Annotated in this window: 19 protein-coding genes and 1 tRNA gene; 10 read left to right on the top strand and 10 right to left on the bottom strand. The window is 73.0% G+C overall.

Annotation, left to right across the window (positions count from 1 at the left end):
- Positions 1 to 90 precede the first annotated feature (90 nt).
- Positions 91 to 993 (bottom strand): DMT family transporter, encoded by a 903-nt coding sequence (locus PYR72_RS38040; protein WP_275459512.1) that lies wholly within the window; start codon positions 991 to 993, stop codon positions 91 to 93.
- Between the two features lie 305 nt (positions 994 to 1,298).
- Between PYR72_RS38040 and PYR72_RS38045 the strand changes: the two genes are divergently transcribed.
- The 3 genes from PYR72_RS38045 to PYR72_RS38055 all read left to right on the top strand — a co-directional run bounded on the left by PYR72_RS38045 (position 1,299) and on the right by PYR72_RS38055 (position 4,498).
- A complete protein-coding gene (locus PYR72_RS38045; RefSeq protein WP_275459513.1) occupies positions 1,299 to 2,954 on the top strand; it encodes an FAD-binding dehydrogenase in 1,656 nt (551 codons plus the stop codon).
- 217 nt (positions 2,955 to 3,171) lie between these two features.
- Entirely contained in the window at positions 3,172 to 3,891 is a 720-nt protein-coding gene (locus PYR72_RS38050; protein ID WP_275459514.1) for a molybdopterin-dependent oxidoreductase, read from the top strand.
- A complete protein-coding gene (locus PYR72_RS38055; RefSeq protein WP_275459515.1) occupies positions 3,875 to 4,498 on the top strand; it encodes a cytochrome b/b6 domain-containing protein in 624 nt (207 codons plus the stop codon). The genes PYR72_RS38050 and PYR72_RS38055 overlap by 17 nt, the downstream gene beginning before the upstream one ends.
- A gap of 79 nt (positions 4,499 to 4,577) precedes the next feature.
- Here PYR72_RS38055 and PYR72_RS38060 read toward each other — a convergent pair whose 3' ends face one another.
- On the bottom strand, positions 4,578 to 5,975 hold the full coding sequence (locus tag PYR72_RS38060; protein ID WP_275459516.1) for a gluconate:H+ symporter: 1,398 nt from the start codon (positions 5,973 to 5,975) through the stop codon (positions 4,578 to 4,580).
- 91 nt (positions 5,976 to 6,066) lie between these two features.
- Positions 6,067 to 6,585 (bottom strand): gluconokinase, encoded by a 519-nt coding sequence (locus tag PYR72_RS38065; RefSeq protein WP_275459517.1) that lies wholly within the window; start codon positions 6,583 to 6,585, stop codon positions 6,067 to 6,069.
- A 142-nt stretch (positions 6,586 to 6,727) separates the two neighbouring features.
- Here PYR72_RS38065 and PYR72_RS38070 point away from each other — a divergent pair, with 142 nt between their 5' ends.
- Positions 6,728 to 7,453, top strand: a complete 726-nt coding sequence (locus PYR72_RS38070; protein WP_275459518.1) for a FadR/GntR family transcriptional regulator — start codon at positions 6,728 to 6,730, stop codon at positions 7,451 to 7,453.
- Between the two features lie 19 nt (positions 7,454 to 7,472).
- Here PYR72_RS38070 and PYR72_RS38075 read toward each other — a convergent pair whose 3' ends face one another.
- From PYR72_RS38075 to PYR72_RS38090, 4 genes are all read right to left on the bottom strand, one after another.
- A complete protein-coding gene (locus tag PYR72_RS38075) occupies positions 7,473 to 7,907 on the bottom strand; it encodes a YchJ family metal-binding protein (protein ID WP_275459519.1) in 435 nt (144 codons plus the stop codon).
- A gap of 19 nt (positions 7,908 to 7,926) precedes the next feature.
- Positions 7,927 to 9,318 carry a M1 family metallopeptidase gene (locus PYR72_RS38080; protein WP_275459520.1) on the bottom strand — a complete coding sequence of 464 codons (1,392 nt, stop codon included), beginning with the start codon at positions 9,316 to 9,318 and terminating at the stop codon, positions 7,927 to 7,929.
- Between the two features lie 78 nt (positions 9,319 to 9,396).
- Positions 9,397 to 13,272, bottom strand: coding sequence for a Pls/PosA family non-ribosomal peptide synthetase (locus PYR72_RS38085; RefSeq protein ID WP_275459521.1), 3,876 nt, complete (start codon positions 13,270 to 13,272; stop codon positions 9,397 to 9,399).
- A gap of 282 nt (positions 13,273 to 13,554) precedes the next feature.
- Positions 13,555 to 13,639, bottom strand: a tRNA-Leu gene (locus tag PYR72_RS38090).
- Positions 13,640 to 13,837: 198 nt separating this feature from the next.
- On the opposite strand from PYR72_RS38090, the gene PYR72_RS38095 reads away from it, so the two are divergent.
- From PYR72_RS38095 to PYR72_RS38105, 3 genes are all read left to right on the top strand, one after another.
- Entirely contained in the window at positions 13,838 to 15,163 is a 1,326-nt protein-coding gene (locus tag PYR72_RS38095; protein WP_275459522.1) for a M20/M25/M40 family metallo-hydrolase, read from the top strand.
- A gap of 144 nt (positions 15,164 to 15,307) precedes the next feature.
- Positions 15,308 to 15,541, top strand: coding sequence for a chaplin ChpH (gene chpH / locus PYR72_RS38100; RefSeq protein ID WP_005485162.1), 234 nt, complete (start codon positions 15,308 to 15,310; stop codon positions 15,539 to 15,541).
- 132 nt (positions 15,542 to 15,673) lie between these two features.
- The gene (locus tag PYR72_RS38105) at positions 15,674 to 16,609 is read left to right on the top strand and encodes a chaplin (RefSeq protein WP_275459523.1); all 936 of its coding nucleotides are present in this window, start codon (positions 15,674 to 15,676) and stop codon (positions 16,607 to 16,609) included.
- Between the two features lie 70 nt (positions 16,610 to 16,679).
- On the opposite strand, the gene PYR72_RS38110 is transcribed toward PYR72_RS38105, so the two are convergent.
- A complete protein-coding gene (locus PYR72_RS38110; protein ID WP_005485166.1) occupies positions 16,680 to 16,868 on the bottom strand; it encodes a DUF5703 family protein in 189 nt (62 codons plus the stop codon).
- A gap of 48 nt (positions 16,869 to 16,916) precedes the next feature.
- On the opposite strand from PYR72_RS38110, the gene PYR72_RS38115 reads away from it, so the two are divergent.
- On the top strand, positions 16,917 to 17,561 hold the full coding sequence (locus PYR72_RS38115) for a hypothetical protein (protein ID WP_275459524.1): 645 nt from the start codon (positions 16,917 to 16,919) through the stop codon (positions 17,559 to 17,561).
- A gap of 57 nt (positions 17,562 to 17,618) precedes the next feature.
- Here PYR72_RS38115 and PYR72_RS38120 read toward each other — a convergent pair whose 3' ends face one another.
- Together PYR72_RS38120 and PYR72_RS38125 are read right to left on the bottom strand one after the other, a co-directional pair.
- Positions 17,619 to 19,898 carry a helix-hairpin-helix domain-containing protein gene (locus tag PYR72_RS38120; RefSeq protein WP_275459525.1) on the bottom strand — a complete coding sequence of 760 codons (2,280 nt, stop codon included), beginning with the start codon at positions 19,896 to 19,898 and terminating at the stop codon, positions 17,619 to 17,621.
- Positions 19,895 to 20,878 (bottom strand): aldo/keto reductase, encoded by a 984-nt coding sequence (locus PYR72_RS38125; RefSeq protein ID WP_059082161.1) that lies wholly within the window; start codon positions 20,876 to 20,878, stop codon positions 19,895 to 19,897. Before PYR72_RS38125 ends, PYR72_RS38120 begins: the two co-directional genes overlap by 4 nt.
- Positions 20,879 to 21,074: 196 nt before the next feature.
- Between PYR72_RS38125 and PYR72_RS38130 the strand changes: the two genes are divergently transcribed.
- Together PYR72_RS38130 and PYR72_RS38135 are read left to right on the top strand one after the other, a co-directional pair.
- Positions 21,075 to 22,130 carry an LLM class F420-dependent oxidoreductase gene (locus PYR72_RS38130; RefSeq protein WP_059082056.1) on the top strand — a complete coding sequence of 352 codons (1,056 nt, stop codon included), beginning with the start codon at positions 21,075 to 21,077 and terminating at the stop codon, positions 22,128 to 22,130.
- A gap of 282 nt (positions 22,131 to 22,412) precedes the next feature.
- The gene (locus tag PYR72_RS38135; protein ID WP_275459526.1) at positions 22,413 to 23,201 is read left to right on the top strand and encodes a ferritin-like domain-containing protein; all 789 of its coding nucleotides are present in this window, start codon (positions 22,413 to 22,415) and stop codon (positions 23,199 to 23,201) included.
- The last annotated feature ends 30 nt before the right edge of the window (positions 23,202 to 23,231 follow it).

Raw genomic sequence — 23,231 nt, forward strand, 5'->3', positions numbered from 1 at the left:
CCATTGTGGGCGCCGCGGGAACGGGGAGTGCGGCCCCTTCGCGCGCCCGCCCCCACCCGGTCGCACCGGCGTGCGACCCGCGCTCCCGGCCTACACGGCGCTCGCGCCCGCCCCCACCACGCCCTCCCGCGCCCCGGCGGAGCCGCACGGCATCGCCGGATGCATCCCGAGGAGCACCACCCCCACCACGGCCCCCGCCAGCCCGGCCGCCTCCCAGGCGAGCGCCCCCGGGTCCGTCCGCAGCCGGTCCCCCAGGAACCCCACCCCGCACGCGATGCCCGCCAGCGGCTGTGCGGCGGTCAGCGCCGGCAGCGACATCCGCAGCGGGGCCGCCTCGAACGCGCTCTGCACGAGGAGGAGCCCGGTCACCCCGAGCAGGACGACCCCGTACGGCTGCCACGAGGTGAGCAGCCCGCTCCAGCCGCCCGCGCCGAACAGCTGCCCGCTGATCCGGGTGAGCGCGTCCTGGACGCCGTACAGGAGCCCGGCGGCGACCGCCAGGAGCACCGGCGCGGCGCTCCTGCGCGACCGCTTCGCGTAGGCGGTGAGCAGCAGGGCGAGCCCCACCATGACACCGATGATCAGCCACTGCCGGAAGGGACCGCCGACCGCCGCCCCGCCCTCCGGCCGCCCGGCGACGATGAACGCGGTGACCCCGCCCGCGAGCAGCACCAGCCCCGCCCATCCCTGGCGGCCCAGCGGCTGACGGGTCTGCCGGCGGGAGAGGGCGAGCGCGAAGAGGAGGTTGGTCGCGAGGATCGGCTCCACGAGAGTGACCTCGCCCCGGCCGAGCGCGACCGCGCCCAGCGCCATCCCGCACACCATCAGCCCGATCCCGCCGAGCCAGCGCGGCACCCGGATCAGGTCGAGCAGCAGCCGGGGCGAGAGGAAGTCGCCCAGCGGGGCGTGCGCGGCGGCCTGCTGCTGGAGGACGAAGCCGAAGCCCAGACAGCAGGCGGCGCCGACGGAGAGGAGGAGTACGAGAACCGACACGCGGAGTACCTCGGGTCGTCGGACGGGCCGCGGCGGAATGCCACGGGGCATCCGCCAGGCATCCCGGCCGGGGAGCGAATTGTGCCCCGGCGGGCGGACCGATACGTATTGGACCGACTGTATCCGCCCCGGCCGGAACCTGTCGGCGGGAGCGGACCCACCTCGGCAGTTGACTAGGTCGCTCCTTCTGCCGAAGGATCTGAGGCCAGCGCTGCTGACCGGCCGGTAACAAGGCGTGAGGCCGTGCCCGGCCTGCTTCGGCCTGTCTTTCTTCGACCGACCCGTTCCCGAGAGGACGTCCTCGAATGTCGTACGACGCAGATGTGATCGTGATCGGGGCGGGCCTCGCGGGGCTCGCGGCGACCGCGGAGCTCGTCGACGCGGGCCGCAAGGTGATCCTCCTCGACCAGGAGCCGGAGCAGTCGATCGGCGGCCAGGCGCACTGGTCCTTCGGCGGGCTCTTCTTCGTCGACTCGCCCGAGCAGCGCCGCCTGCGGATCAAGGACAGCCACGCGCTCGCCCTCCAGGACTGGATGGGCACGGCCGCCTTCGACCGCGAGGAGGACCACTGGCCGCGCAAGTGGGCCGAGGCGTACGTGGACTTCGCGGCCGGTGAGAAGCGGTCCTGGCTGCACGGGCAGGGCGTCCGGTTCTTCCCCGTCGTCGGCTGGGCCGAGCGCGGCGGCTACGACGCCAACGGACACGGCAACTCCGTCCCCCGCTTCCACATCACCTGGGGCACCGGCCCCGGCCTCGTCGAACCCTTCGAGCGGCGGGTGCGCGAGGGCGTGGCCCGGGGGCTCGTCCAGCTGAAGTTCCGGCACCGGGTGACCGGCCTGTCCCGCAGCGCGGGCGCCGTCGACACCGTCACCGGCGAGATCCTGGAGCCGTCGGCCATCGAACGCGGTCAGCCGAGCACCCGCACCGTCACCGGCGCCTTCGAACTCAGGGCCCAGGCCGTGATCGTCACCTCCGGCGGCATCGGCGGCAACCACGACCTCGTCCGCGCCAACTGGCCCGAGCGGCTCGGCAGCCCCCCGGAGAAGATGATCTCCGGCGTGCCCGCGCACGTCGACGGCCGCATGCTCGGCATCGCCGAGGAGGCGGGCGCCCACCTCATCAACCGTGACCGGATGTGGCACTACACCGAGGGCATCCAGAACTGGAACCCCATCTGGGAGAACCACGGCATCCGCGTCCTGCCCGGCCCGTCCTCGCTCTGGCTGGACGCCCGCGGCAAGCGGCTCCCGGTCCCGCTGTTCCCGGGCTTCGACACCCTCGGCACCCTCGAACACATCATGAAGACCGGGTACGACTACACGTGGTTCGTGCTCGACCAGAAGATCATCGGCAAGGAGTTCGCCCTCTCCGGCTCCGAGCAGAACCCCGACCTCACCGGTAGGTCCGTCAAGGACGTCTTCATCCGGGCCCGCGCGGACGTCCCCGGCCCGGTGAAGGCGTTCATGGACCACGGCGTCGACTTCGTCGTCGAGAAGGACCTCGGCTCCCTCGTCCGCGGGATGAACGCCCTCACGAAGGAACCGCTGATCGACGAGGCCGAGCTGCGCCGCGAGATCGTCTCCCGGGACCGGGAGGTCGCCAACCCCTTCACCAAGGACCTCCAGGTCATGGCGATCCGCGGGGCCCGCAACTACCTCGGCGACAAGCTCATCCGCACCGCCGCCCCGCACCGCATCCTCGACCCCAAGGCCGGCCCGCTGATCGCCGTCCGCCTGAACATCCTGACCCGCAAGACCCTCGGCGGCCTGGAGACCGACCTGTCCTCCCGCGTCCTCACCGAGGGCGGCGACCCGCTGGAGGGCGTGTACGCGGCGGGCGAGGCCGCGGGCTTCGGCGGCGGCGGTGTCCACGGCTACCGCTCGCTGGAGGGCACGTTCCTCGGCGGCTGCCTGTTCTCGGGCCGTACGGCGGGCCGGGCGGCGGCGAAGGCGACGGGCTGAGCCGGACGCGATCGGTTGCGCCGGACGCGACCGATTGCGCCGGACACGACCGATCGAGCCGGAGGCCCGGGAAAGCGCGCCGAGGCCCCGGGAGCCTTACGGAATCCTGACGAATCTCCGCCGTCGCTGGCCCGACGGGGGCGGCGGATGTTCGAATCAGTGGGTGAACCCCGAACATCCCGCGGCGCGACAGGCGCCGCCGGAACACCCCGAAGACGTGGACAGGGACCCGGGGCGCGGCGCGCCCGTCGGCCGCCGGGTCCTCCTCGGCACCCTCGGACTCGGCGCCCTCGGCGTGGTCGCCGCGCCCGTCCTCCAGCGCGGCATGGAGGCGTTCCTCGGCGAGGCGGCCGAGAAGGACCCCACCGGACTGACCGGCCTGCTGCCCAACGGCGGCGGCTTCCGCTACTACTCGGTGACCTCGTCCGTCCCCCGCAGGACCGCGGAGAACTACCGCCTCACGGTCGGCGGCCTCGTCGACAGACGCGGCTCCTACACCCTCGCCGACCTGCGCGCCCTCCCACAGACCCGGATGGTCAAGGACGTGCAGTGCGTCACCGGCTGGCGGGTCCCGGACACCCCCTTCGAGGGCGTACGGCTCTCCACGCTGCTGGACGCGGCCGGGGTGCGCGCCTCCGCGGGCGCGATCCGCTTCACCTGCTTCGACGGGGCGTACACCGAGAGCCTCACCCTGGAGCAGGCCCGCCGCCCGGACGTCCTCGTCGCCCTGCGCATGCAGGACAAGGACATCAGCCACAACCACGGCGGTCCGGTCCGGCTGTACGTCGCCCCCATGTACTTCTACAAGTCGGCCAAGTGGCTCTCCGGCATCGAGGTCACCGAGAAGGTCGAGCCGGGCTACTGGGAGGAGCGCGGCTACGACATCGACGCGTGGGTCGGCCGATCGAACGGGCGGGACGATGCACCGACGACTTGAGGACCCACCCGTCCCGGCGCGGACCCGGGTCGCGCGCTTCACGGCCGCCGAGCGCTGGATCCACCGCACGACCGCCGCCCTGATGGGCCTCTGCGTGGCCACGGCGGCCTGCCTGTACATCCCCGCCTTCGCCGAACTGGTCGGCCGCCGGGCGCTCGTGGTGACGGTCCACCAGTGGGCCGGACTGCTCCTGCCCCTCCCCGTCCTGGCGGGCCTGGCCTCCCGCGCGTTCCGCGCGGACCTCGGCCGGCTGAACCGCTGGGGCCCGCACGACCGCGTCTGGCTGCGCGCCGCCCGCCGTCGCACCCCGGGCGCACGCCCCGCCGCGAAGTTCAACGCCGGCCAGAAGCTCTACGCCTCCTGGATCGCCGGCGCCACCCTCGTCATGCTCGCCACCGGCCTGATGATGTGGTTCACCCACCTCACCCCGCTGATGTGGCGCACCAGCGCGACCTTCGTCCACGACTGGCTGGCCCTGACCATCGGCATCGTCCTGGCCGGCCACATCGGCATGGCCCTGGGCGACCCCGAGGCACGGCGGGGGCTGCGGACCGGGTCGGTGAGCAGGGAATGGGCGGACCGGGAACACCCGCTGTGGCGGCCGTGACGCCGCACACGGCCGGGAGCCCCCGGTTCCGCACCTCCCCGGCCCGAAGCCGGCCCGGGCGTGATCCGAACGACAGGCCCTAGATCACCAGCGACAGCAGCAGCACGATCGCCCCCGCCACCACCGAGATGATCGTCTCCATCACCGACCAGCTCTTGACGGTCTGGCCGACGGTCATCCCGAAGTACTCCTTGACCATCCAGAACCCGGCGTCGTTGACGTGGCTGAAGAACAGCGAGCCGGCGCCGATCGCGAGCACCAGCAGGGCGGTGTGCGTGGTCGACATGTCCGCGGCGAGCGGGGCCACCAGCCCCGCCGCCGAGATCGTGGCGACCGTGGCCGAGCCGGTGGCCAGCCGGATCGCGACCGCGATCAGCCAGGCCAGCACGAGCGCGGGGATCGACCAGTCCTCGGAGATCTCCAGGATCATCTGCCCGACCCCGGAGTCGATGAGGGTCTGCTTGAAGCCGCCGCCGGCGCCCACGATCAGCAGGATGCCCGCGATGGGGGCGAGGGACTTCTCGACCGTCGCACCCAGCCGCTCCTTGGTGAACCCGGCCGCCCGCCCCAGCGTGAACATGCCCACGATCACGGACGCGAGCAGCGCGATCAGCGGCGAACCGGCCACGTCGAAGACCCGCTGGACCATCTGCTCGGGGTCGTCCACGACGATGTCCACCAGCGCCTTGGCCAGCATGAGCACCACCGGCAGCAGCATGGTCGCGATGGTCGCGCCGAACCCCGGCCGCTTCTCCAGTTCCTCCGAGGCCCGCGCGGGGATCATGCGCTCGGGGACGGGCACGTCCACCCAGCGCGCCGCGTACTTCGAGAACAGCGGTCCGGCGATGATCACGGTCGGTATCGCCACCAGCAGCCCCAGCGCCAGCGTGACCCCCAGGTTGGCCTTCACCGCGTCGATCGCGACCAGCGGGCCCGGGTGCGGCGGGATCAGCCCGTGCATCACGGACAGGCCGGCGAGGGCCGGGATGCCGATACGCATCAGCGAGTAGTTGCCGCGCTTGGCGACCATCAGCACCACCGGGATCAGCAGCACGATCCCGACCTCGAAGAACAGCGGCAGCCCGATCACGGAGGCGATCAGCACCATCGCCCAGGGCATCGCCCGCCCGCCGGCCCTGGCGAGGATGGTGTCCACGATCTGGTCGGCGCCCCCGGAGTCCGCCAGCAGCTTGCCGAGGATCGCACCCAGCGAGATGAGCACACCCACCCCGGCCACGGTCGACCCGAGCCCGGTGGTGAAGCTCAGGATCGCCTTGTCCAGCGGGGCCCCGGCGAACGCGCCGAGCGCGAGCGAGCCGATGGTCAGCGCCAGGAAGGCGTGCACCTTGAACCTGGTGATGAGGACGACGATCACGGCGATGCCGGCCAGTACGGCCAGGCCCAGCTGCGCGTGTCCCGCCGAGGTGATCGGCTCGACGGGGTCCGCTGCCAGCAGCTCGACATTGAGTCTGGTCACGGTGATTCCTTGAGTGGGGAAGGTGGGGAAGGTGGGGAAGGTGGGGGGGAAGAGGGGGAGGGGGGAACGGAACGTGACGGCGACCGCGGCCCTACGGCACGGTCGGGTCGATCTCCCGCAGCGCGGCGACCGCCCGCTCGGCGATCTCCTCGGGCGAGCCCGCCACGTCGACCGCGACGCCCGCCTCGTCCGCCTGCAGCGGCTGGAGCGTGGCGAACTGCGAGTCCAGCAGCGCCGTCGGCATGAAGTGGCCCTGCCGGTGGGACATCCGGTCCTCGACGAGCGCCCGGTCACCCGCGAGATGCAGGAAGACGACACCGGGCGCGGCGGCCCGCAGCCGGTCCCGGTAGGCGCGCTTCAGCGCGGAACAGCTGACCACCCCGCCGAGCCCGTCCCTGCCGTGGGCCCACGCGCCGATGGCGTCCAGCCACGGGCCCCGGTCCGCGTCGTCCAGCGGTGTCCCGGCCGACATCTTGGCGATGTTGGCCTCGGGGTGGAAGTCGTCGCCCTCGGCGTACGGAACGCCGAGCCGGGACGCGAGCAGGGGACCGATCGTGGTCTTCCCGGTTCCTGCCACGCCCATCACCACGACGACATGAGGGGTACGCATCACTACCTCGCTGTCTACGTCGACATCTGAACGTCACCCGACGTCGACGACACTGAAACTCATTAGGTACGACGAATTCAAGCCCTGGACCCATATAAGTCTGACTTTTTCTTCGCCCTCTCCTCCTCGTACCCTGATCCCCATGACCACAGCGGGCCGGGGGCTGCACGGCCGAGTACTGGACACCCTCGGACCGGCGATCACGGCGGGCGAGTACCCGCCCGGGAGCGTGCTGCGCACGGACGAACTCGCCCACGGCTTCGAGGTGTCCCGCTCGGTGATGCGCGAGGCGGTCCGCGTCCTGGAGTCCATGCACCTGGTCGAGTCCCGCCGCCGGGTCGGCGTGATCGTCCGCCCGTCCGCCGCGTGGAACGTCTACGACCCGCAGGTCATCCGCTGGCGCCTGGCCGGCGCGGACCGCCCCCGCCAGCTGCGCTCACTGACCGTGCTGCGCGGCGCCGTCGAACCGATCGCCGCCGGCCTCGCCGCGCGCCACGCCACGGACGAGCAGTGCGCCGCGCTCACCGAGTGCGCCATCGGCATGGTCGCCCACTCGCGCGGGCACAAGCTGGAGGGCTACCTCCACCACGACGTGGCCTTCCACCGCCTGATCCTCGACGCCTCCGGCAACGAGATGTTCGCCCGCCTCGGGGACGTCGTCGAGGAGGTCCTCGCCGGCCGCACGCACCACGACGTCATGTTCCACGACCCCGACCCGGCCGCCGTCAGCCTCCACGTCCAGGTCGCCGAGGCCATCCGCGAACACGACGCCCCCCGGGCCGAACGCCTCACCCGGGAGATCACCGCGGGCGCCCTCCAGGAACTCGACATCCTGGCACCCAACGGCCGTTCCCCGGCCGCCGGTTGACCGGGGTCAGGGAAGGGCCCTAGTCCAGGAACTCCCCGTCCACGTACACCCAGGCCCCGTCCACCCGCTCGAACCGGCTCCGCTCGTGCAGCGAGCCGCCCCGGAACGAGGCGCGGAAGGTGACCGTGCCGGTGCTGTGGAAGGCCGACCCGTCCCGGGTGTCCAGGATCTCCAGGCCGGTCCAGCGCATGGTGGTGTCGAAGGCGACGGCGGCCGGCCGCGTCCGGGGGTGCCAGCTGCGCAGCAGATACGCCTCGTCACGCACCACGAACGCGCTGTACCGCGACCGCATCAGCGCCTCGGCGGTCGGCGCCGCGGCAGCCCCCGCGTGCCGGCGCCCGCAACAGCTCTCGTACGCCTCGGGCAGCCCGCAGGGGCAGGCGCGGGGGCCCGGCGAAGAGCCCCGTGCGGCATTCTTCGACCCGGCCCTGGAACCACTGCGGCGCGACGACATGGCAGCCATTGTGCCCCGCCTACGCCGGCCCCGCGTTCGTCGGCGGATACGGCGGCCGCGCCGGGACCCCGGGGGCCCTGACGGACGGCGGGGACGGCAGGGGCGGCAGCGCGGGCTCCTGGAGCCAGGCCCGGAACAGGGCGTCCAGCGGCCCGTCCGCGTAACGGGCGGCGTGGGCCGTGAAGCCGGCCGTCGTGACGGCGCCGCCGCGGTGGAGGCCCGCCCAGCCGCGCAGCATCCGGAAGAACGCCTCGTCGCCCAGCGCGCAGCGCACCGCGTGGACGGTGAGACCGCCGCGCTCGTAGAGCCGGTCGTCGAACATCAGCTTGCGGCCTGGGTCCGCCAGCCGCAGGTCCTGGGGGAGCGCGGCGAGCTTCTGGTGCGCGGCGGCGGCCAGTTGCTGCGCGCTGCGCCCGCCGGAACGCTCCGACCACAGCCACTCCGCGTACTTGGCGAACCCCTCGTTCAGCCAGATGTGCCGCCAGTCGGCGATGGACACGCTGTTGCCGAACCACTGGTGGGCCAGCTCGTGCGCGACCAGCCGCTCCGAACCCCTCGCCCCGTCCACGTGGTTGGCGCCGAACAGCGACAACCCCTGGGCCTCGACCGGGACATCGAGTTCCTCCTCGGTCACCACGACCGCGTACTCCCCGAAGGGATACGGCCCGAACAGGTCCTCGAACAGCTCCATCATGGCGGGCTGGCGCGCGAAGTCCCGCGAGAACTCGGTCAGCAGGTGCGCCGGGATGTGCCCGTGCTGCGGCACCCCGCCCGGCCCGGGGTCGCCGAGCAGCACGGTCTGGTACTTGCCGATCGACAGGCCCACCAGATAGCTCGACGTCGGCGCCGACTGCTCGTACACCCACGTCGTGGTGGACGCCTTCGCCGTCCGGGTGAGCAGCCGCCCGCCCGCCACCACCTGGTACGCGGACGGTGTCGTGACCGAGATCTGGTACGAGGCCTTGTCGGCGGGCCGGTCGTTGCACGGATACCAGGACGGCGCCCCGACCGGCTGGCTCGCCACCAGCGCCCCGTCCGTCAGCTCTTCCCAACCGAGCCCGCCCCAGGGGCTGTTCACCGGCTTCGGGTTGCCCGACCAGTGCACCTCGACCGTGAACGCGGCCCCCGGCCGGACCGGCTTGGCGGGCCGGACGCGCAGCCGCCCGCCCCGGTGGGTGTAGTGCGGGGCCCGGCCGTCGACCCGGATCCGGCCGATCTTGAAGTCGGCGAGGTTCAGCTGGAACTCCGTGAGCGCCGCCCGGCCCGCTATGGCGTTGAGCCGCGCGGTGCCGGACAGCCGGTTCGGCCCCGGCCGGTAGTCCACAGCCAGCTCGTACCGATGCACCCGGTAACGGGCATCACCGTTCGCCGGGAAGTACGGGTCCGGACCCACTGACTGCTGAACCGCCACTGCCGCTTCTGCTCCCCGCTCCGCATCTCGTACGACGTCCATCGTCCCCCGAGTCCCCCGTCGCCGCACGAGCCGCACTCAGCGGCGCCACACCTCGATCGGGTTGCCCAGCCACCGGGTGTCGTCGGGAACGGACTCCGCGGCCATGACCAGCGACGCCGGTCCCAGCGTGGTGCGGGCCCCGACCACGCTGCCGGGCAGGACGATTCCGCCCGGGCCCAAGGTGGCACCCTCACGGAGTTCCACAGTATCCGTCCGCAAGATCCGGTCGTGGAAGAGGTGGGTCTGGAGCACGCACCCCCGGTTCACCGTCGCCCCGTCGCCGAGCGTGACGAGGTCGGTCTCGGGCAGCCAGTAACTCTCCACCCACACCCCCCGGCCGATGGCCGCCCCGAGCCCCCGCAGCCAGACGTTCAGCACCGGCGTGCCCGGCACCGCCCCGGCCAGCCACGGCACGGCCAGCACCTCCACGAAGGTGTCCGCCAGCTCGTTGCGCCACACGAAACCGCTCCACAGCGGATGCTCGCCCCGGTGGTGCCGCCCCACGAGCAGCCACTTCGCGACGACCGAGAGCACACATCCGAGAACGCCGGCGCCGAGCAGCACCGCCCCGCCCAGCAGCCACGCCCAGCCGCCCAGCGCGCTGAGCGCCGCCACCGTCAGCAGCGCCAGACCCGCCGAGCAGAACACCGGCACGATCCGGCACAGCTCCACCAGCGCCCGCGCCCACAGCAGCCGCGCGGGCGGCTCGTACGTCAGGCTCTGGTCACCGTCCGCGGCCGACCGGGGCAGCCTGACCGGCGGCAGCCCCAGGTACGAACTGCCCTTCTTCGCCTTCTTCGGCGTCGCCGACAGCACCCCCACCAGACCGCCGTCCGGCACCGACCGCCCCGGCGCGGTCATCCCCGAGTTCCCGAGGAACGCCCGCCGCCCGATCTCCGCCCGCCCGATCCGCAGCCACCCGCCCCCCAGCTCGTACGGCGCGGTCAGCGTGTCGTCCGCGAGGAACGCCCCGTCGCCGACCGTCGTCAGACTCGGCAGCGCCAGGACGGTGGACACCTCGGCGCCCTTGCCGATCCGCATCCCGAGCAGCCGCAGCCACACCGGCGTCACCAGCCCGGCGTACAGCGGGAACAGCGTCTGCCGCGACCGGTCCATCAGCTGCGTGACCGTCCACGCCTGCCAGCCGACCCGGCTGTGCGTCGGATGTGTGCCCTCCCGCAGCCCCAGGCTCAGCAGCCGTACGGCCGCGAGCAGCAGCAGCGCGTACGCCGCCCCGAACGCCAGCGTGGCCGGCACCAGCCCGAGGGCCGCGCCCCGCATCGCCGCACCCAGCCCGGCGTCCGGGGCCACGCACAGGCTCAGCACGGCCAGCGCGGCACATCCGGCGAGCACCGGCAGCGCGGTCAGCCCGAACCCCGTCACGCCGTACGAGACCCGCCAGAACAGGCCACGCTGCGGCCGCTCCTTGGGCCAGTTCCGCTTCGCCTTGCCCAGCTTGCCCGCCGGCGCCCCGGCCCAGCGCTGCCCCGTGGGGATCTGCCCGGCCACCGCCGACCCGGGCGCCACCTCGGCCCGCTTGCCGACCCGGGCGCCCGGCAGCAGCATGCTGCGCGTCCCCACCACCGCGCCGGCCCCGACCTTGACGGTCCCGATCTCCAGCCGGTCCCCGTCGAGCCAGTACCCGGAGAGGTCCACCTCGGACTCCACCGCCGCGCCCCGCCCGAGCTTCAGCATCCCGGTCACCGGCGGCAGCGCGTGCAGATCGACATCCGTACCGACCCGGCAGCCCAGCGCCCGCGCGTACCGTTCCAGCCACACCCCGGTCAGCGAGGTCGCCCCGCTGAACTCGGCCAGCCGCTCCGCCGCCCACAGCCGCAGATGCACGCTCCCGCCGCGCGCGTACCGCCCGGGCGCGACACCGCGCAGCAGCAGGCGTGCCCCGCCCGCCGCGACCGCCAGCCGCCCCGGCGGCGTGTGGAGCAGCACCGCCCCCGCCACCACGGCCCACCAGGGCGCGGTCGGCAGCCAGGCGTACGGCCCGAGCAGGTTCCCGAGCGCCGCCAGCGGAACGACCCACCGCAGCCCGAGCAGGGTGAACAGCGGCAGGAGCAGCAGGAACTGGACCAGCCGTGCTCGCACGGGCACGGGCTCCACCGCCCGGCGCGGACCGTCCTGTTCGCCCGACTCCTCCAGATACCGGGCCAGCTTGCGCAGGGTGGGCCGCTGGTAGATGTCCACCACCGCGACGCTCGGGTACCGGGTCCGCAGCCGGGTCGTCAGCTGCGCGGCGCCGAGACTGCCGCCGCCGATCGCGAAGAAGTCGTCCTGCGCGCTGCCGACCGGGACACCCAGCACCTCCGCCCACTGCTCGGCGAGCCACGCCTCGGTCCCGTACAGCTCCTCGGCCGGGCCGGTGCTCTCCAGCTCCGCCAGCGGCCACGGCAGGGCATTGCGGTCCACCTTCCCCGAGGTCCGGGTCGGCAGCTCCGCCACCGGCGCCAGCAGCGGCACCAACGCGGCCGGCAGCTCCGCCCGCAGTTTCTCCACGGCCGCCGCCTGGTCCCAGCCGTCCTGGGTGACCACATAGCCGACGAGCAGCTGGTTCCCGCTCCGCGCGGTCCGTACGGCCGCCGCGGCGCCCGCGACGCCGGGCAGCGCCTGCAGCGCGGCGTCGACCTCGCCCAGCTCGATCCGCCGCCCGCCGAGCTTGATCTGCTCGTCGGCGCGCCCGAGGAAGACCAGCCCCTCCGGCTCGGCCTTCACCAGGTCACCGCTGCGATACGCGCGCTCCCAGCCCAGCGACTCCAGCGGCGCGTACTTCTCCGCGTCCTTCTCGGCGTCGAGATACCGCGCGAGCCCCACGCCACCGATCACGAGCTGCCCGCTGCCGCCCATCGGCACGGGCTCCCCGGCCTCGTCGACCACGGCCAGGTCCCATCCGTCGAGCGGCAGCCCGATCCGGACCGGCTCCTCGCCGGACATCAGCGAGGCACAGGCGACGACGGTGGCCTCGGTCGGCCCGTAGGTGTTCCACACCTCACGACCCTCCGTCACCAGGCGCTGCGCCAGCTCCGGCGGGCAGGCCTCACCGCCGAAGATCAGCAGCCGGACGTCGTTGAGGGTCTCGGGCTCCCAGAGCGCCGCCAGCGTCGGCACGGTCGACACGACCGTGATCTCCTGCTCGACCAGCCAGGGCCCCAGATCGGCGCCGCTCCTGACCTGAGCGCGCGGTACCGGCACCAGACAGGCCCCGTACCGCCACGCCAGCCACATCTCCTCGCAGGACGCGTCGAAGGCCACGGACAGCCCGGCCATCACCCGGTCCCCGGGCCCGATCGGCTCCTCGGCCAGGAACAGCGCCGCCTCGGCGTCCACGAACGCGGCGGCACTGCGATGGCTGACGGCCACGCCCTTGGGCTTCCCGGTCGACCCGGAGGTGAAGATGATCCACGCGTCGTCACCGGCCCCGGGCCGGGCGGTGGGCACCTCGGACGCGCCGTGGACGGTCAGCTCGTGCCCGGCCCCGACGACGGCCCGCACCTCCGCCTCCCCGAACACCAGCTCGGCCCGCTCATCGGGGTCCTCGGCGTCGACGGGCACATAGGCGGCACCGGCCGCCAGCACCGCGAGGATCGCGACGTACAGGTCGTTCGTGCCCGACGGCACCCGCACCCCGACCCGGTCGCCCCGCCCGACCCCGGCCGCCCCGAGGCGCTGCCGCAGGTGCTCCACCTCGACCGCCAGCGCCCGGTAGGTCAGCCGCCGCTTCCCGTCGTCCAGCGCCGGCTCGTCCGGGTACGACCGCACGGACGCCTCGAAGACGTCCACGAGCGTGCGCGGCGACGCAGCCGGACCGGCCGAGAACAGCGCCGCCCCGTCGAACCCCCCGGTCGCCTCCGCCAGCTCCCCGTCGAGCAGCGTCAGATCAGGACTCTCGTGAACGGCGGCCATCGGATCCTCGCCTCTCGAACCCGGACCATCCGGGGGCGCCGACGGGCCCGCAGGTCTGCCTGGGGATATTTCCGTATCGGCACCGAACAAGCCCAATACTCTAGTGCTCGGGTGACTACGGCCTGTCGTGTCGGCCAAGCGGGGGCGTCCACCGGATGGCCCGAAGGGGCAAGGGGGCGGGCCGTGACCTGGGGTTTTCCTGGTGGGGGAGATGTCGCCCACATTTCGTCAGTCTCACGCGACGAAGGCCGCGACCCTGGGGTCGCGGCCTTCGCCACTCTGTGTCCGAGGGGGGACTTGAACCCCCACGCCCGATAAAGGGCACTAGCACCTCAAGCTAGCGCGTCTGCCATTCCGCCACCCGGACAGGGTGTGTGCCGTGTGGGTTTCCCCCGCGGCGACGAAGGAAACATTACCAGGCTTTCCAGGGCCCCCGATCACCCCCCGACCCCGGGCCGCCGGGTGTGAACGGCGTGTGACCCGGCCGGTCCCGGTCTTGGGGCGGGCGGTGGGGCGGGGGGAGGATGAGGGGGAACCACCAGCAGCGACAGCGGGAGGAACCAGCGTGAACGAGACGGACACGGGCAGGCACGTGACCGGCGAGGACGAGGTCGTCGACCTCTGCCGCGAGCTGATCCGGATCGACACCAGCAACTTCGGCGACCACTCGGGGCCCGGGGAGCGCAAGGCCGCCGAGTACGTCGCCGAGAAGCTGGCCGAGGTGGGGCTGGAGCCGCGCATCTTCGAGTCGCACCCCGGCCGCGCCTCGACGGTGGCCCGGATCGAGGGCGAGGACCCGTCGCGGCCCGCACTGCTCATCCACGGCCACACCGACGTCGTACCGGCCAACGCGGCGGACTGGACCCACCACCCGTTCTCCGGCGAGGTCGCGGACGGCTGCGTGTGGGGCCGGGGCGCCGTCGACATGAAGGACATGGACGCGATGACACTGGCGGTCGTCCGCGACCGGCTGCGCAGCGGCCGCAGGCCCCCGCGCGACATCGTGCTCGCCTTCCTCGCGGACGAGGAGGCCGGCGGTACCTACGGGGCGAAGCACCTGGTGAAGAACCACGCCGATCTCTTCGAGGGCGTCACCGAGGCGATCAGCGAGGTCGGCGGGTTCTCGTTCACCGTGAACGAGCAGCGCCGGCTCTATCTGATCCAGACGGCCGAGAAGGGCATGCACTGGATGAAGCTCACCGTGGCCGGCACGGCCGGGCACGGCTCGATGATCCACCGGGACAACGCCATCACCGAGCTGTCGGAGGCCGTCGCCCGCCTCGGCCGCCACCAGTTCCCGGTACGGGTCACCAAGACCACCCGGGCCTTCCTCGACGAACTCGGCGACGCGCTCGGCACCACGCTCGACCCGGAGGACATGGAGGGCACCCTCGCCCGGCTCGGCGGGATCGCCAAGCTCATCGGCGCGACCCTGCGCAACACCGCCAACCCCACCCAGCTCGGCGCCGGTTACAAGGTCAACGTCATCCCGGGCGAGGCCACCGCACACGTCGACGGACGGTTCCTGCCGGGGTTCGAGGAGGAGTTCCTCGCCGATCTCGACAAGATCCTCGGCCCGCACGTGCGGCGCGAGGACGTGCACTCCGACAAGGCGCTGGAGACCTCCTTCGACGGGACGATCGTGGACGCCATGCAGTCCGCGCTGCTCGCCGAGGACCCGGCCGCGAAGGCGGTCCCGTACATGCTCTCCGGCGGTACGGACGCCAAGTCCTTCGACGACCTCGGGATCCGGGGCTTCGGCTTCGCGCCGCTCAAGCTGCCGCCGGAGCTGGACTTCGCGGGCATGTTCCACGGCGTGGACGAGCGGGTGCCGGTGGACGGCCTGAAGTTCGGCGTGCGCGTCCTCGACCGTTTCATCGACGCGTCCTGACGTGTTCGGCTTTTATTCGGCAGCGCGTACGAAGATCGACCGGGTCGAGTGAATCGGACCATAAGCTCGTAGCTCCAATTGCCCCTCCTCGTTACAGGTGGTGTGACTCGCTACTTGGGGTCGCTTTGCCAACAAGGAGGAATAATGCTCAAGAAGGTCGTCGCCGCTGCGGCTGCCACCGGTGGTCTGGTTCTCGCGGGCGCGGGTCTGGCCGTCGCCGACGCCGGGGCTCAGGGTGCCGCCATCGGCTCCCCGGGTGTCGCGTCCGGCAACGTCGTCCAGGTGCCGGTTCACGTCCCCGTGAACGTGTGCGGCAACACGATCTCGGTGATCGGGCTGCTGAACCCCGCCTTCGGCAACACCTGCATCAACAAGTGACGTCGTACCTCACCAGGTGAGGGTCTGACACAACCGCCGGCCCCGGAGTGCGCGCCATGCACTCCGGGGCCGACCGGTATTCCCGCAAGGCGCAGAATTCAGAACATCAGGGCTAAGGCAGGTAATTCAGCAATGCGACAGGTCACCCGCAAAGGCCTCATGACGATGGCGGCCGCGTCCGGTGTGCTCGCCGCGGCGGGCGGTGCCGCGCACGCCGACGCCGGTGCGCAGGGCTCCGCCACCCACTCGCCCGGCGTGCTCTCCGGCAACACCGTGCAGGCGCCGGTGGAGTCCGAGGTCAACGTCTGCGGCAACACGGTGAGCGTGGTCGGACTGCTCAACCCGGCGGCGGGCAACAAGTGTTCCAACGGCGGAGGCGGCAAGCACGCACGCGGCGGCCAGGGCGGCGGTCAGGGTTCGTCGTACGGCGGCTCCCACGCGGACGGCGGCGCCCACGGATCGCCGGGCGTGGCCTCCGGCAACCACGTCCAGGCTCCGGTGCACGTCCCGGTCAACGTGTGCGGCAACACCGTCGACGTGGTCGGCGTCGGCAACCCGGCCACCGGCAACGACTGCTCCAACGGCGGGGGCGGCGGCGGGTACGGCGACCACGGCCACGGCGGTCACGGTCCGTCGTACGACGGCTCCCACGCGGACGGTCACACCGGCGGATCGCCGGGCGTGGGCTCCGGCAACAGCGTCCAGGTCCCGATCGACGTCCCGGTCAACGTGTGCGGCAACAGCATCTCCGTGATCGGACTCGGCAACGGCGTCACGGGCAACGACTGCGGGAACGGGGGCGGCGCGGGCGCGCACGAGAACCCCGGCGGCGGCGACTCCGAGGAGGCGTCCCCGCAGACGCCCGACAAGCCCGTCCGGCCCGGCGACGAGATCCCCCGCGGGGACACCAACACCCCCGGCACCCAGACCGTCGACCGGCCCGACGGCCTCGCGCAGCTCGCCCGGACCGGCAGCGACCTGCCGCTGGGCCTCGCCCTCCCGATGGGCGCGGGCGCTCTGATCGGGGGCGCCCTGATCTACCGCAAGGCGCGGGCCGCCGCTCTGTGACCGGCCCCCGCCCCGCATGACGGAAGCGGGCCCCGCGACTGCGGGGCCCGCTTCCGTCATGCCGCGCGCATCACCAGGTGGCGCGCACCTGGCGGATGATCCGTCGGCGCAACCGCACCCTGCGGCTGCCGTCACGCAGCAGACTCAGTCGGTCCAACTCCCAGTGTCCGTACTCGGCATGGTCCGTCAGCAGGCGTGTGGCGTCCTTGCGGGAAACCCCGCGCGGTACGTACACGTCGACAAATTCGTATTCCGGCATCGGTATCTATTGTGCGGGCTGGGGCCCGGTACGGATAGCGTCTGCACTATGTCTGATGCTGCGCAGCCCACCGCTGCCGAGGTACGCGCCGCCGCCGAGGCGGTCAAGACCGCGCTCGACCGCCACCTGGCCGCGGTCGAACGCCGGTCGGGGGAGGACGACCCGGCCGTCTACGAGGCGTTCAACGAGCTGGCCGCGGCCGCCGAGGAGTACGACGAACTGCTCTACGACCGCTACGACGAGGTCACCCCCTTCGAGATCCCCGGCACCGAGGACATGCCGCCGTACACCGGCCCCGAGGAACCCGGCGCGCTCAGCGTGCTGATCCGCCGGGACTACACGGTGGCCGAGCCGCAGCGGCTGCTGGCACAGGGCCGGCGCGTGGAGGCGGCGGAGGAGCCGGCCGGCTCCGAGGGGGCGGCGAGCACCGTGCACGGCGCGCTGGGGCTGCTGTTCGGTGAGTTCGAACCGGACGAGATCGTCTCCCGGCACAAGGAGTTCGGCCTGGAGGAGGGCGACTCCACGCTCTGGGTGACCGCCGCGGACGACAGCGCCGAACCCGGCGAGTGGCTGGAGGCACCCTTCGACGGGGTCGATCCGCAGCGCGTCGTCTGCCGCTTCGACGTCAGCGCGGTCTTCGACGACGAGCCGGACGACGACGAGGACCTGGAGCCGCTGGACGCGGACCGGTAGAGGTACCCGGGGCGCCCGGCGACTGGCGGGGCGCCCCGTTCCGGCGATACGGCACCGTCAGCCCACCGGGGGCACCTGGGCCCGCAGCAACGCCGGCAGTCTCGTGGTGCGGGGCTTCGCCGGTGTCTCGGCGACCGCGCGCGGCAGCGCCTGCTCCACGCCGTGCACCACGGACAGGTGCCGCTCGGCCCGCCCGAACGCGGTGTAGACCCATGGGCGGGTGAGCAGCCGTGCCGCGTCGCCGGGCAGCACCACGACCGCGGCAGTCCACCGCTGCCCCACGGCCTGGTGCGCGGTGAGCGCCCACCCGTGCCGCACGGTCTGCTCGACCCGCTCCTTCGGTACGACGACGGCCGAGCCCGCGCACTCCAGGTGCAGCCCCTCGGCGTCGGCCTTCACCACCCGGCCGGGCGTCGAACGGCCCGGCGTGGGGGAGTAGGCCACGCGGTCGCCCGGGTCGAACCCGCCGAAGCGGCCCGGGCCGGGGTTCAGCCGTTCCTTGAGCGCGGTGTTGAGCGCGCGCGTGCCGGCCGCCCCGCCGTGCCCGGGAGTGATCACCTGCACCTGCTCGGGGGGGATCCCGAACGCCCTCGGCACCGAGTCCACCACGAGCTGCGCGGTCCGGTGCACCGCCTCGCCCGCGTCCCGCACCGGCACGATCACCACCTCCTTGCCGGGCGCCTCGACCTGGTTCAGCTCCCCGATGCCGATCCCGGAGACCAGTTCGCCGACGGGCCCGGGGTCGGGTGTCCGCGAGGCGATCTGCGGGCAGACGCGCGCGGCGAGCAGATCCGCGAAGACCCGGCCCGGCCCGGCGGACCAGAGCACCCCCGGGTCGCCGCTGAGCACCAGCCGGGCCCCGTCGGGCAGCGACTCGACCAGCAGGGCGGCGGTCTCGACGTCCAGTTGCGGCGCGTCCAGCACCACCAGCAGGTCGAGGGCGAGGGCCCCGTCCCCGTCGCGGCCCGGTCCCTCGGCGCCGGACAGCAGCCCGGCGAGGGTCGTGACGGCGGCGGGGTCGGCCCCGTCCGCGGTCCCCGGCCCCCCGGCGGTGTCCGGCGGGGAGACGAGGCGCCGTCTTCCGTCCGCGGCGTGCGTCGCCGCGTACGCCCGCAGTCCCAGGGCCCGGGCGGCCGTGAGCAGCGCCGCCGGTTCCGCGCGGGCCGCCTCGCCGCCGGTGTGCAGCACGAGTCCGTGTCCGGCGACGGCGCGGATCAGCTCCCCGGCGGAGCGCGGTGCCGAGGCGGCCGCCTCCTCCCAGTCCGTGGTGTCCTGCTTGGGCAGGGCGTTCATGACGCGGGCGAGTCCGTCGGCGAGGCTCTCCTCGGCGAGGGCGTACCGCTCCAGGCCGACCAGGACACGGACCGGGCGTTCCTCCGCCGCGTCCTCCTCGTCGTCCTCGGTCCCGTGGGACGGGCGCGCGGGCCGGGCCGCGGCCGGGGTGTCGTCGAGCGCGTCCTGGAAGACCAGGGCCTCGCCCTCGGCGACGGCGTTCTGGACGGCCTCGTCGGGGCCGGGCACGGAACGCTGGGCGAGCGCGGCCGCCAGCGCCGGTGCCTCCAGCGCCGTGTGCCCGGCGACGGCCGCCTGCTCCAGCAGCCACACGGTGACCGCGCGGCCCCGCCGCTCGTCGTCCGGGCCGCACTCCGCGCCGAGCAGCGCCCGCGCGAACCCGTCTGCCTGCTCCGGCCGTACACCGGCGACCCGCAGCAACTGCCAGGGATCCGCGCGCAGTCGGGCGCCGGCGCCTTCTCCCAGCGCCTCCGCGACCTGTGCCACCAGCGCCTCGGGGGCGCCGCCCTCGGCCAGTACCGCGCGGACGTCCTCGACGGTCTCCGCCGAGGGAGCCGTCGCACCGGCCGCGGGCGTCACCGGCTGCGGCCGCCGCACGGCCTCCGGCGCCGGCCGGCGCGGAGTCGGGTCCGGCTCCGCGAAGGCGGTGGCCGTGGGCTTCTGCCCGCCCTCCACGGCCCGTACGGCGGCCAGCAGATCGGCGGCCGTGCCGCTCAGCTTGGCCCCGCTCGCGATCGGTGCGGTCTTCTCCGCCTTGCGCCGCTCGATCCGCTCCCGCTCCAGCCGCTGCGCCGCCAACTCGGCCTGCGCTTCGGAGGTTTCGGGCGCGGCCTCGGCTCCGTCGGCCGTGGCCCCGCCGGTGTCGCCCGCGGGCTCGCCGGTGTCGCCGTCGGTGCCGTCCTTCCCGTCGGTCCCGTCCCCGGCGGCGACCTCGCCCTCACCCCCGGCCTCCCGGCCGCCGGGCGCGTCGGTGCCGTCGGCGGGCGTCCCCTCGCCCCGTCCCCCCGGCTCGTCCGGCTCCGTGGTCGCGGGCTCCGTGCTCACAGCGTGCTCCAGTCGTGATCGGGATAGCGGTGCACGGGCGCCGACACGTCGTCGAGAGCCCGGCAGATCTCGTCAGGAAGACTAAGGCTCTCCACTGACAGTGCCCCCGTGAGCTGCAGCGCGTTGCGCGCGCCGATGATGGGCGCGGCCACGCCGGGCCGGTCGCGGACCCAGGCGAGGGCCACCTGGATCGGGGTCACCGCGAGGCCGTCCGCGGCGGTCTGCACCGCGTCCACGATGCTGGTCGCCGTGTCGTCGAGGTACGGCGCGACGAACGGGGCCATGTGCTCCGAGCCGCCCCGCGAGTCCGGGGGCGTGATGTGGCGGTACTTGGCGGTCAGCACGCCCCGGCCGAGCGGGGAGGACGGGAGCAGACCGATGCCCAGGTCCAGTGCGGCGGGCAGCACTTCGCGCTCCACCCCGCGCTGCAGCAGCGAGTACTCCAGCTGCGTACTGGCCAGGCGGGTGCGTATCCCGGGGGCCGCGAGCTGCCAGGTGGCCGCCTTCGCGAGCTGCCAGCCGCAGAAGTTGGAGACCCCGGCGTAACGGGCCCGGCCGCTGCTGACGGCCAGGTCGAGGGCCTGGAGCGTTTCGTCCAGCGGGGTCTCGGGGTCGTAGGCGTGGATGTGCCACACGTCGACGTAGTCGGTGCCGAGGCGGGCCAGGGAGGCGTCGAGGGCGGCGAGGAGATGGCCGCGGGAGCCGTCGAACCGCCGGTCGGGGTCCGGGACGCTGCCGGCCTTCGTGGAGATCACGAGGTCACGGCGGGGCACGAGCCCGTCCATCAACTGCCCGAGCAGATACTCCGCCTCGCCGTCCCCGTACACGTCGGCGGTGTCGACGAGCGTGCCGCCCGCCTCCCAGAACAGCTTCAGCATGTCCGCGGCGTCATGCTCGTCCGTGTCGCGGCCCCATGTCAGGGTGCCGAGCCCGATCCGGGACACACGCAGGCCGGTACGGCCGAGATGTCTCTGCTCCATGAACGGCGACATTACTGGCCACGGTTGGTCACGTGGTGGCCTGTGGATAACCGATTTCCCCAGGACTCGCACGAGAAAACCCCGCCCCACCCGTGCTCGCCGTACGACCCCGGCCTCCCGGGCTCTCACACGGCACGGCCCGGTAGGGTCGGCGGCGACAAGGACGTTACTGATCGGTAAGGGAAGGCGGGTCTCAATGAAGCTCGGGATCAACCTCGGCTACTGGGGCGCCGGGATGGACGGGGACAACCTGGCCGTGGCCCAGGAGGCCGACCGGCTGGGCTACGCGGTGTGCTGGGCGGCGGAGGCGTACGGCTCGGACGCCGCCACCGTGCTCAGCTGGGTCGCCGCCAAGACCGAACGCATCGACGTGGGATCGGCCATCTTCCAGATCCCGGCCCGTCAGCCCGCGATGACCGCGATGACCGCCGCGACGCTGGACTCGCTCTCCGGCGGCCGCTTCCGGCTCGGCCTCGGCGTCTCCGGACCGCAGGTCTCCGAGGGCTGGTACGGCGTCAAGTTCGACAAGCCGCTCGCCCGCACCCGCGAGTACGTGGAGATCGTCCGCAAGGCGATGACCCGTGAGCGCCTGTCGCACGACGGCGAGCACTGGACGCTGCCGCTGCCCGGCGGCCCCGGCAAGCCGCTGAAGCTGACCGTGCACCCCACCCGTGAGCACATCCCGCTGTACATCGCCGCGATCGGCCCCAAGAACCTGGAGCAGACCGGCGAGATCGCCGACGGCGCCCTGCTGATCTTCCCCTCGGCCGCGCACCTGGAGGACACGGCCGTCTCGTACCTGCGAGCGGGACGGGAGAAGGCCGGCAAGACCCTCGACGGTTTCGACATCTGCCCGACCCTGCCCCTCGCCGTCGGCGACGACAAGGACGTCACGACCCTCGCCGACACCTTCCGCCCGTACACCGCGCTGTACGTGGGCGGCATGGGCAGCCGCAAGCAGAACTTCTACAACCAGCTCGCCCGGCGCATGGGATACGAGAAGGAGGCCGCCGAGATCCAGGACAAGTACCTGGCCGGCGACAAGGCCGGGGCCGCGGCCGCCATCCCGCACGAGCTGATCGACCAGACGACGCTGCTCGGCTCCGTGGAGCGCATCGCCGACCGGATGACGGCCTACGCCGCGGCCGGGGTCACCACCCTCACGCTCGCCCCGGCGGGCTTCACCCTCGACGAGCGGATCGCCTCGCTGCGGGCCGGTTCGCGGGCCATGGAGCTGGCCGGGCTCGCGTAACCCGAACGGCGCAGTGGCCGACGAGAGCCGCGAAGCGGCGGGAATCGGCCCAGCGGACTGATCCGAAAGTACTACGGCCGTGGTGGGGGCTCGGGGGTCTTCCCCGCCACGGCCGTCACCGGGACAACGCGGCAACGCTCCACCCGGTTACGCCCCCCGCCCGGTTCCGGCGTCATTCGTTCGGCGGATTTGTCCGACACAGCTGTTGCCCGGCTCGTGTCACCCCATTTGACTCGTTTTCTGCAGGACCCTGCCAGGCCCCCTGCAGAGAGGTGTCCTTCGATGCTTTCGGCCAAGAGTCTGTTCCAGGAGATCGTCGACAACGACGAGTCGTTCCGGCTGTTCTGTTCCATCGCCGCCGGCGGGGAGACCCAGGGCGGCTGGGAGAACGCGCGCATCGCCGCGCTCGTCCCGCCGAGCGAGCGGGCGCTCGCACCCAAGATCACCCGCCACGGTGCCGACGAGGACAAGCACGGGCGGATCTTCAACGCCCTGATGAAGAAGCGCGGCCTGCAGCCCGTGGAGGTCCCGGCCGAGACCGACTACACCATGCTCCTGGAGCGCGGCGGCATCGGGCTCGCGCACGAGAAGCTCAAGGCCGAGGACCCCCTCTCGGTGCGGGACGTCATCGTCTACCTGTGCCACAGCCGCGTCACCGAACAGCGCGCCGCCGACCAGATGGTGATGCTCCGCAAGCACTTCGCGCGCCACCCCGAGATCGGCAAGGCCGTCCGGATGATCTCCGACGACGAGGACAACCACCTCGCCTACACCCACGAGGAACTGCTGCGGTACGCGGCGGCCGGACACGGCCGCTTCATCCAGCGGACCCTGCGCGAGTGCGCCCTCGCGGAGATCGCCGTCTACCGGGACGTCAGCCTCGCCGTGATGGACCACATGGGCCGCATCCTGGGCTGGCCGAAGGCCAAGGCCGCCGTCCTCGCCGCGGGCATCCACGCGGTGTACGCCTACGAGCGGGTCCTCGGCTGGCGCCGCATGGTCAGCCTGGAGATGCCGGTCCGTCGCGACGCCCTGGGCGGACCGGCGACGGCTGCCCCCGAGTTCGCCTGACGTCCCTGTCCGTGTCCACGCGCGCGTGGA

The organism is Streptomyces sp. VNUA24 (assembly GCF_029167005.1).
In the GTDB taxonomy this organism is placed as follows: Bacteria; Actinomycetota; Actinomycetes; order Streptomycetales; family Streptomycetaceae; genus Streptomyces; species Streptomyces scabiei.

Excerpts from the sequence above, each read along its gene's own strand:
- PYR72_RS38045 (WP_275459513.1), top strand. The coding sequence starts at position 1,299 with ATGTCGTACGACGCAGATGTGATCGTGATCGGGGCGGGCCTCGCGGGG.
- PYR72_RS38055 (WP_275459515.1), top strand. The coding sequence starts at position 3,875 with ATGCACCGACGACTTGAGGACCCACCCGTCCCGGCGCGGACCCGGGTC.
- PYR72_RS38065 (WP_275459517.1), bottom strand. The coding sequence starts at position 6,585 with ATGCGTACCCCTCATGTCGTCGTGGTGATGGGCGTGGCAGGAACCGGG.
- PYR72_RS38070 (WP_275459518.1), top strand. The coding sequence starts at position 6,728 with ATGACCACAGCGGGCCGGGGGCTGCACGGCCGAGTACTGGACACCCTC.
- PYR72_RS38075 (WP_275459519.1), bottom strand. The coding sequence starts at position 7,907 with ATGTCGTCGCGCCGCAGTGGTTCCAGGGCCGGGTCGAAGAATGCCGCA.
- PYR72_RS38085 (WP_275459521.1), bottom strand. The coding sequence starts at position 13,272 with ATGGCCGCCGTTCACGAGAGTCCTGATCTGACGCTGCTCGACGGGGAG.
- chpH (WP_005485162.1), top strand. The coding sequence starts at position 15,308 with ATGCTCAAGAAGGTCGTCGCCGCTGCGGCTGCCACCGGTGGTCTGGTT.
- PYR72_RS38105 (WP_275459523.1), top strand. The coding sequence starts at position 15,674 with ATGCGACAGGTCACCCGCAAAGGCCTCATGACGATGGCGGCCGCGTCC.
- PYR72_RS38110 (WP_005485166.1), bottom strand. The coding sequence starts at position 16,868 with ATGCCGGAATACGAATTTGTCGACGTGTACGTACCGCGCGGGGTTTCC.
- PYR72_RS38115 (WP_275459524.1), top strand. The coding sequence starts at position 16,917 with ATGTCTGATGCTGCGCAGCCCACCGCTGCCGAGGTACGCGCCGCCGCC.
- PYR72_RS38125 (WP_059082161.1), bottom strand. The coding sequence starts at position 20,878 with ATGGAGCAGAGACATCTCGGCCGTACCGGCCTGCGTGTGTCCCGGATC.
- PYR72_RS38130 (WP_059082056.1), top strand. The coding sequence starts at position 21,075 with ATGAAGCTCGGGATCAACCTCGGCTACTGGGGCGCCGGGATGGACGGG.
- PYR72_RS38135 (WP_275459526.1), top strand. The coding sequence starts at position 22,413 with ATGCTTTCGGCCAAGAGTCTGTTCCAGGAGATCGTCGACAACGACGAG.